This window comes from Amycolatopsis ruanii (assembly GCF_003385175.1).
GTDB classification, from domain to species: domain Bacteria; phylum Actinomycetota; class Actinomycetes; order Mycobacteriales; family Pseudonocardiaceae; genus Amycolatopsis_E; species Amycolatopsis_E thermalba.
In genome coordinates this window covers 1-7,804 of the sequence record NZ_PQHY01000133.1, presented here as the reverse complement: position 1 = coordinate 7,804, position 7,804 = coordinate 1, and the positions used below count along the sequence as shown (strand labels likewise).

The window sequence follows — 7,804 nt, the reverse complement described above, 5'->3', positions numbered from 1 at the left end:
GGGGAGTCGATGTGGTGGGTGCACGTATCGGAGGTGGGGGGCGGCCGTGGTGGCGAGCGGGCTGTCGACGGTGTGTGGAAGGGGATTTCGAGTGGGGCGTAGCTGGCCGGAATCCCTGGGGTGCGGGCATGGCATACGGGGGTGCGAAAGGCGCGCGCGAATGAGACGTTTCTTCCGCTGGCCAGCGCGACGCACAAGGGCCGTTAGACCCGTGTGAAGATGTGCGATTCCCCGCTATTCGCGGGCGCCTGAATGCCCAATGGGGGAAACCGGCCCGTCAGTGGGCGATGTGCTTGGCCTCGCGCGACGGGGGTGGTACCGGCGCCGGATCCTGCGGCGCGCGGGCTATCCGGACCTGGTTCCGCCCACCCTCCTTCGCCTCGTAGACCGCCGCGTCCGCGGCTTGCATCAGCGTCGCCAGGGTGTCGCCGTGGTCGGGGAACACCGCGACCCCTATCGAGGCCGTCCGGTCCGCCACCAGCGTCTGGTCGCCGCGCTTGTTGGTCGTCCTGATCCGCAGTCCGGCCACCGCCGAGCGGATGCGCTCCCCGGCGACCGTCGCCGCCGCCTGGTCCGTGTCCGGCAGCAGCACCAGGAACTCCTCACCGCCGAAGCGGCCCACCACGTCGCTCGGGCGGGTCACCTCGTCCAGCAGCTGCGCCAGGTGCCGCAGCACGTCGTCACCCGCGGGGTGGCCGAACGTGTCGTTGATCCACTTGAAGTGGTCCAGGTCGATCATCAGGATCGCCAGCGGATCGGCCGCCTTGCCCGCCCGCGTCAGCGCCCGCTCGGCCGACTCCGTCCACCCGCGCATGTTCGCGACCTGCGTCTTCGGGTCCGTGCGCACGTCGGCCTGCAGCTGCTCGATCTCGGCGAGCCGGTTGAACACCACCGTCACCACGGCCATGATCGCCACCGTCGGCGGCATGATCACCAGCAGGATCGCCGTGACCGCGCCGAGGCCGATCGTGATCGCCTCCAGCACGTTGTCCGCCGGGCTGCCCAGCACCGTCCGCGCGTTCGCCTTCTCCGGCGCGGCCAGCGCGATCACCGAACCGATGTAGAGGATCTGCACGCCCTCGTAGATGAGCCCGGCCACCAGCATCCAGCCGAACTCGACGAGCGAACCGGTGATGTCCAGCGAACCCCAGTCGTGCGGACCCAGCTCCACGTACACCTGGTGGGCCAGCGTCGCCGCCAGCATGTGGGCCACCGTCGAGTACACGAAGTTGTGCGCCGGCCGCCGCGCGACGAACCAGCGCTGCACCCGGACCAGACCGACGACCAGGATCGTCAACGGCACCGGAAGAATAATCGCGGCCGGCACCACCCAGACCGCGGTCAGGTCGATCAGGACCCGCCCACCCGCATTTCGCCGACGTTCTTCCTGGCGCCGGGTCAGTTGAATGTGCGCCGTGGCGCCGACGGTGAGAATCGCGAACCGCAGCCAATCGAGACCGCTCGGCGCGCTCGCGTTCACGAATGCGACGACCAGCCACCCGACCGCAATCAGTTCGGCGACGAGCAGGAAAGCGACGAATCGCTTCGGACGACGCCACAATGCCCAATTCCGCGGCAGCATGGCGCGGCGCGTGCTCAACGCATCACGCTTTGTGTTCGGCTCCGCCCTCCCGGGCGCGGCCTGGCGGGGTACCGAATTGCGCTCTTCGATGGGCTGAACGCCCTCCCTGGGGTCCGGATCGCCGTGGAGTGTAGGCGATCGCCGACGCGCGTGGTGCGGAGGCATCGGCTCACCTTCCCTCGACATCGCGTACCGCCGCCGGGTAACTTTGCTGTGCCCGGAACGACGCCGGGTACTTTCCATCAACAGGTATCATCTCACCGCACGCGAAGCGCCGCGTACCTCCGCCACGAGCGGCTGTACGGACGCAACGCGTCCCGGCCACAGGCACCGAATGGAGGTGTTCCTCGTGTCTGACCGCGACTTCTGATCCCCCGCTGTGAATAGCGTTCGTTTCCGTTCCCGTGGGAGAGGTGTTCGTCGTGCGCGACCGCGACTTCTGAGGTGCCGTCGATTTGTGTTCGTTTCCGCCGGAAAAACGTGAGGTGAATCGTCGTGCGCGACCGTGACTTCTGATCTTCCGAATGCAGCAACCGCTGCCGTCAGTCGGTGCGGGCCGCATCGCTGTCCGTGCCCAGCACTCGTCCCCACGCCATCGCGAGGGGCACGCCGAGGACCACCCCGGCCGCACCCGCGATCATGATGGCCGTGGTCGCCGCACCGGACCACTGCGCGAGCACGCCGCCGAGCGCGACCCCGACGCCCTCCGCGACCCGCAGGCCGGTCCGGTACAGGCCGCCCGCTCCGCCACGAAGCTCGTTGGGCACCCACGTGATGAACGTGGCCCCGACGGTGATGATGTACGCGCCCGCCGCACCGGCAAGGGCGAGGACGACCAGGGCGAGAACGAGGCCGGGCTGCAGCCCGAACGCCAGCAGCAGCGCCGTCGGGACGACCGCGAGGACGCCGACCGTCCGGCGGCGCGCCGAGGCCGAGACGTAGCGGGACAGGACGAACACGCCCAGCGCGAACCCCAGCGGGTCCGCCGCCAGCAGCCACCCCACGGCCTGGTCGGGCGCGCCGATCTCGCGCGCCAGCGGGGCGGCCAGCCCGGCGGGCACCATGGCCAGGCCGACCAGCCAGGACAGGCCGAGCAGCACGCGCAGCCTGCGCTGCTTCGCGACCCAGTTGATGGCGCCGAACCACGAGCCGTCGCCGTCCCCGGCCGCGGGTCGCGGGCGCACCCAGCGGTGCAGGGCCAGCGCGCTGATCGCGAACGTCAGCGCGTCCAGGGCCAGCGCCAGGGACGGGCCGGCGGCGGTGACGATCACGCCGCCCAGCGCGAGCCCGGCCAGCATGGTGGTGTTGGTGGTGATGCCGCGGATGTCCTGGCTGCGCAGGTACAGCTCGTCGTCGGTGAAGATCTCGCGGGTCAGCGCGTTCTGGGCCGCGTTGGACGGGGCGCCGGCCAGTCGCGCGAGCATGACCAGCACGCACAGCCACACCACCGACATGCCGGGGATCGCCATGATGGCGATGAAGACCGCCTGCAGCGCGGCCGTGACCACGAGGATGGTGCGGCGCGGGTAGCGGTCGGCCAGCTGGGCCAGCCCGAGCCCGCCGGCCAGCGCGGGCAGGAAGGTGAGGGCGTAGGCGACCGCGGACCACAGCGCCGAGCCGGTGCGGTGGTAGACGGTGAGGGCCAGCGCCACCGTGGTCAGCTGGTCGCCGAGCACCGACTGGGCCTCGGCCAGCCACACGGTGCGGAACTCGCGGTTGGCGAGCGCCGCACCCACGGATGGGCGAGTCGTGGTCTTCACACCTCTCCCCACTTCCCCCTCGTCGGGTGGCTGCCTGCGCTCACTGACTCTGTCGCTGCCCGCCCGGTTCCTGTGACGCCGGTCACTCAAGTGACACGTTCCGCAACAATCAGTATGCCGCTCACTACACGCAGGCGAACAGTCACAGCGCGACCGTATCGCCTCATTGGGCCCATACGGTGGTAGACCTTCTAACCTTCGGATTACGACGAACGGTGGAAGATTTCGTCCCGCGTGACCGGCGGTGCGGTCAGTCCGGCCGATCAGGCGTCACTCGTTCAGCGCAGTGAGCGGACCGTTCGTCGGTGCGCTCCCGCCGCCGGGCCCTCCGGGCGCGAAGACTGGACTCACAGGCCAGGGAGACAGCCGAGGACGGGCTGGAGCTCGGGGACTGGCCGGTGGGGAGAAAACCGATGAGCATGCTGATGCAGGACCGGGCCGTAGTGGTGACCGGCGCCGGGCGCGGTCTCGGCGAGGCGTTCGCGGTGCACCTGGCCCAGGCCGGGGCCGCGGTCGTGGTCAACGACGTCGACGCCGGCCTGGCCGAACGCACCGCGGCGAACATCCGCGAGCACGGCGGGCGGGCGGTGGCCAGCGGGCACACCGTGACCGCCCCGGCGCAGGCCCAGGCGATCGTCGACCTGTGCGTCTCCGAGTTCGGCGCGATCGACGGCCTGGTGAACAACGCCGGGCTGAACTACGAGGCGCTGCCCTGGGAGGAGGACCCGGACGAGGTCCGGGAGCTGGTCGAGGTCAACGTCCTGGGCGTGATGTACACCGGGATCGCGGCGGTGAAGGCCATGGTCGCGGGCGGTCGCGGCGGGTCGATCGTGAACATCTCCTCGGGCGCTTCGCTCGGCCAGCGCAAGCTCGGCGTGTACGCGGCGACCAAAGGAGCTGTGGCGTCGCTCACCTATTCGTGGGCACTGGATCTGGAAGATTGCGGCATCCGGGTGAACGCCGTCTGCCCGTTGGCGCACACCCGGATGGTCTGGAAGTCGGAGCGTTCGCTGCGCAACTGTCCCCCCGATCGGACGCCGTCCCGGATCGCGCCCGTCGTGCAGTTCCTGCTGAGCGACGAGGCGGAGGGCATCACCGGGCAGCTGGTGCGCTGCAACGGGCCGCAGCTGCACATCGTCGGCCAGCCCTACTTCAAGGCGCCGATCCTGGAGCGGCAGACGTGGGACACCGAGACCGTGCGGGAGGCGTTCGACGAGGTGTTCAGCGCCCACCTCGAGCCGTACGGCCTGGAGAAGCGTGTTCCACCGCGCCTCCGCAAGTGGACCACGCCCCTCCGCTCGGCCTGACGGTCTACTGGTCGGCGGTGTAGAGAGCGGCGATGTCGGCCGCGTAGCGGTCGTTGATGATCCGGCGCTTGAGCTTGAGCGTCGGGGTGACCTCGCCGCTCTCCGGCGTCCACGGCGTGGCCAGCACCTGGTACTTCTTGATCTGCTCGACCCGGGACAGCCGCGCGTTGGCCGCTTCCACCGCGCGCTGGATCTCCTCGCGCACGGCCGGGTGCTCGCCGAGCACGACCGGGTCGCTGCCCTGGATGCCCTGCTGCGCCGCCCACGCCGGCAGGAACTCGTCGTCGACCACGATCAGCGCCGTCACGAACGGCTTGTCGTTGCCGATCGCCACCGCCTGGCCGATCAGCGGGTGCTCCTTGAGCAGCCCCTCGATGCGGGTCGGCGCGATGTTCTTGCCGCCCGAGGTGATGATCAGTTCCTTCTTGCGGTCGGTGATCGTGACGAAGCCGTCGGAGTCGATCGTCCCGATGTCGCCGGTGTGGAACCAGCCGTCGGCGTCCACGGCCGAGGCGATCGACCCGTCCTCCTGAAGGTAGCCCAGGAACACCAGTGGCCCGCGCACCAGCAGCTCACCGTCGGCGTCGACCTTGATCTCGGTGTCGGCCAGCGGGCGCCCGACCGTGCCGGCGCGGAACGCCTTCGCCGAGTTCGACGTGATCGCGCCGGAGGTCTCCGACAGGCCCCACACCTCGTGGATCTCCACGCCCAGCCCGGCGAGGAAGTACAGGACCTCGACCGGCAGCGCGGCCGCGCCGCTGGAGCAGAAGTGCAGCTTGTCGAACCCGAGCAGCGCGAGCAGCGGGTCCAGCACCAGCCGGTCGGTCTCCGCGATCTTCGCGGCCAGGTCCGGCGGCACCTCCTGCCCGGCGTTGCGCAGCTTGTAGCCCTGCTGGAGCAGCTCGTTGGCCTGCAGCAGCGCGGTGCGCCGGTCCTCCGGCAGGTTCGGCAGCATCGCCTTGAGCCCGGCGGCGATCTTCTCCCACACCCGCGGCACGCCGAAGAAACCCTGCGGGTGGACGCGGCCCAGCGCGCCCGCGACCTGCGTCGGATCGGCCAGCGTGTGCACGTGACCGGCGTACACGATCGGCATGTAGATCGAGATCTCCCGCTCGGCGATGTGCGCGAGCGGCAGGTACGCGATGTTGGTCGGGTGCAGCGGCGTCTCGTGCAGCGCGTGCACGGCGTAGGCCTCGAAGATGACGTTGTGGTGGGACAGCACGACGCCCTTCGGGTCGCCGGTGGTGCCCGAGGTGTAGATCATCGCGATCGGGTCCCCGGGACGGATGTCCGCCCACCCGTCCTCGAACACCCGCGGGTCGGCGGCGTGCAGTTCGGCGCCCCGGGCGCGTAGCTCGGCGAGGCTGACGAACCGCTCGTCACCGGCCGGCACGGCGTCGGCGTCGATCATCACGATGCGGCGCAGCGCGGGCAGCTCGTGCAGGATCTGCTGCCAGCGCTTGAGCTCGTCCATGCCCTGCAGCACGACGACCGGGGTCGCGCTGTGCCGGGCCACGTAGGAGATCTGCTCGGGGCTCAGCGTCGCGTACGCGGTGCACGAGATGGCGCCCAGGTGCGTGGCGGCGAGGTCGGCGATCAGGTGGTCCGGCGTGCTCGGGGCCATGATCAGCATCCGCTCGCCGCGGCGCAGGCCCAGGTCGGCCAGGCCGCGGGAGACCGCCGCGACCTCGTCGCGGAACGCGGACCAGGTGAGCGTCGGGCGGTCCGGGTCGTCCAGCGACGTGAGCGCGGGCAGGTCGCCGTACTCCGCGGCGTTGCGACGGAGGAGCATGGGAATGGTCAAGCCCTCGGCCTGCTCAGCGACGGACGGGTGGCTGGTCAACTGCGACCTCCTCGTGATCAGCTGGCGGAGACACCACTGTATGTGACCGCCGACACAGGGCGATAGAGAGAAAGGGACACGATGTCGCTGCGAGACGAAGCGGCCGAACTCGACGCGCTGGACCCCCTGGCCGGCAAGCGCGCGGAGTTCGATCTCGACCCGGAAGTGTCCTATCTGGACGGGAATTCACTGGGCGCGCCGCCGCGCGGGGTCGCGCCGCGGATGGCCCAGGTGATCGGCGAACAGTGGGGCGGACGGCTGATCCGGTCGTGGGACGAGGGCTGGTGGGACGCGCCGGAGCGGATCGGCGACCGGATCGCGCCGCTGGTGGGCGCGGGGCCGGGCCAGGTGGTGGTCGGCGATTCGACGACGGTGAACCTGTTCAAGGCGGTGGTCGCGGCGGCGCGGCTGAACCCGGGACGGCCGGAGATCCTGGTCGACGCGGGCACGTTCCCCACCGACGGCTACATCGCCGAGAGCGCGGCGCGCATGACCGGTCACTCCGTGCGCCGGGTGCCGGTCGGTGCGCTGGCCGCCGAGACGGATTCGCGGACGGCCGTGGTGCTGGTCAACCACGTCGACTACGTGACGGGGGAGCTGCACGACCTGCCCGGGATCACCGCGGCGCTGCACGCGGCCGGGGCGGTCGTGGTGTGGGACCTGTGCCATTCGGTGGGGGCGGTGCCGGTGCCGCTGGACGCCGCGGAGGTCGATCTCGCGGTCGGGTGCACGTACAAGTTCCTCAACGGTGGCCCGGGATCGCCGGCTTTCCTCTACGTGGCGCGGAAGTGGCTCGCGGACTTCGACCAGCCGCTGACCGGGTGGGCCGGGCACGCCGATCCGTTCGGGATGACGCCGGGGTACGCCGGCCGGGCCGGGATCAGCCGCGGCCGCACCGGGACGCCGGACATCCTGTCGATGCTGGCGCTGGACGCGGCGCTGGACGTGTGGCGCGACGTGACGATCGACCAGGTGCGCGCGAAGGGGCTCGCGCTGGGGGAGTTCTTCCTGCGGTGCCTGGACGAGCTGGTGCCCGGGGCGCGGGTGGTCACGCCGGCTTCGCGGGGGAACCAGATCTCGGTCGCGTGGCCGGACGCCAAGGCGGCGATGGGGAAGCTGATCGCGCGCGGGGTGATCGGGGACTTCCGGCCGCCCGAGGTGCTGCGGTTCGGGCTGGCCGGGTTGTACGTGCGGTACGCGGACGTGCTGCGGGCGGCGGAGGAGTTGCGCGGGCTGCGGTAGGCGGGGTTGCGGTGGTCGGTGGAGGGGCCGGTCGTGTGGGGTTGAGCGGTCCTTTCAACGGTGGGTGGGG

General features: G+C 70.7%; 6 protein-coding genes. 3 read left to right on the top strand and 3 right to left on the bottom strand.

What is annotated here, in order from left to right; genetic code table 11:
• Positions 1-277: 277 nt before the first annotated feature.
• A complete protein-coding gene (locus D0D28_RS34685; RefSeq protein ID WP_429728444.1) occupies positions 278-1,510 on the bottom strand; it encodes a GGDEF domain-containing protein in 1,233 nt (410 codons plus the stop codon).
• Here D0D28_RS34685 and D0D28_RS37235 point away from each other — a divergent pair.
• On the top strand, positions 1,416-1,679 hold the full coding sequence (locus tag D0D28_RS37235; protein ID WP_240323470.1) for a hypothetical protein: 264 nt from the start codon (positions 1,416-1,418) through the stop codon (positions 1,677-1,679). The genes D0D28_RS34685 and D0D28_RS37235 overlap by 95 nt on opposite strands.
• Positions 1,680-2,124: 445 nt before the next feature.
• Here D0D28_RS37235 and D0D28_RS34680 read toward each other — a convergent pair whose 3' ends face one another.
• Complete coding sequence (locus D0D28_RS34680) at positions 2,125-3,342, bottom strand: MFS transporter (protein WP_430732416.1); 1,218 nt, start codon at positions 3,340-3,342, stop codon at positions 2,125-2,127.
• A gap of 413 nt (positions 3,343-3,755) precedes the next feature.
• On the opposite strand from D0D28_RS34680, the gene D0D28_RS34675 reads away from it, so the two are divergent.
• The gene (locus tag D0D28_RS34675; RefSeq protein ID WP_116115417.1) at positions 3,756-4,649 is read left to right on the top strand and encodes an SDR family NAD(P)-dependent oxidoreductase; all 894 of its coding nucleotides are present in this window, start codon (positions 3,756-3,758) and stop codon (positions 4,647-4,649) included.
• Positions 4,650-4,653: 4 nt separating this feature from the next.
• On the opposite strand, the gene D0D28_RS34670 is transcribed toward D0D28_RS34675, so the two are convergent.
• Entirely contained in the window at positions 4,654-6,441 is a 1,788-nt protein-coding gene (locus D0D28_RS34670) for an AMP-dependent synthetase/ligase (RefSeq protein WP_116115415.1), read from the bottom strand.
• A 132-nt stretch (positions 6,442-6,573) separates the two neighbouring features.
• On the opposite strand from D0D28_RS34670, the gene D0D28_RS34665 reads away from it, so the two are divergent.
• On the top strand, positions 6,574-7,734 hold the full coding sequence (locus D0D28_RS34665) for a kynureninase (protein WP_116115413.1): 1,161 nt from the start codon (positions 6,574-6,576) through the stop codon (positions 7,732-7,734).
• Positions 7,735-7,804: the final 70 nt, after the last annotated feature.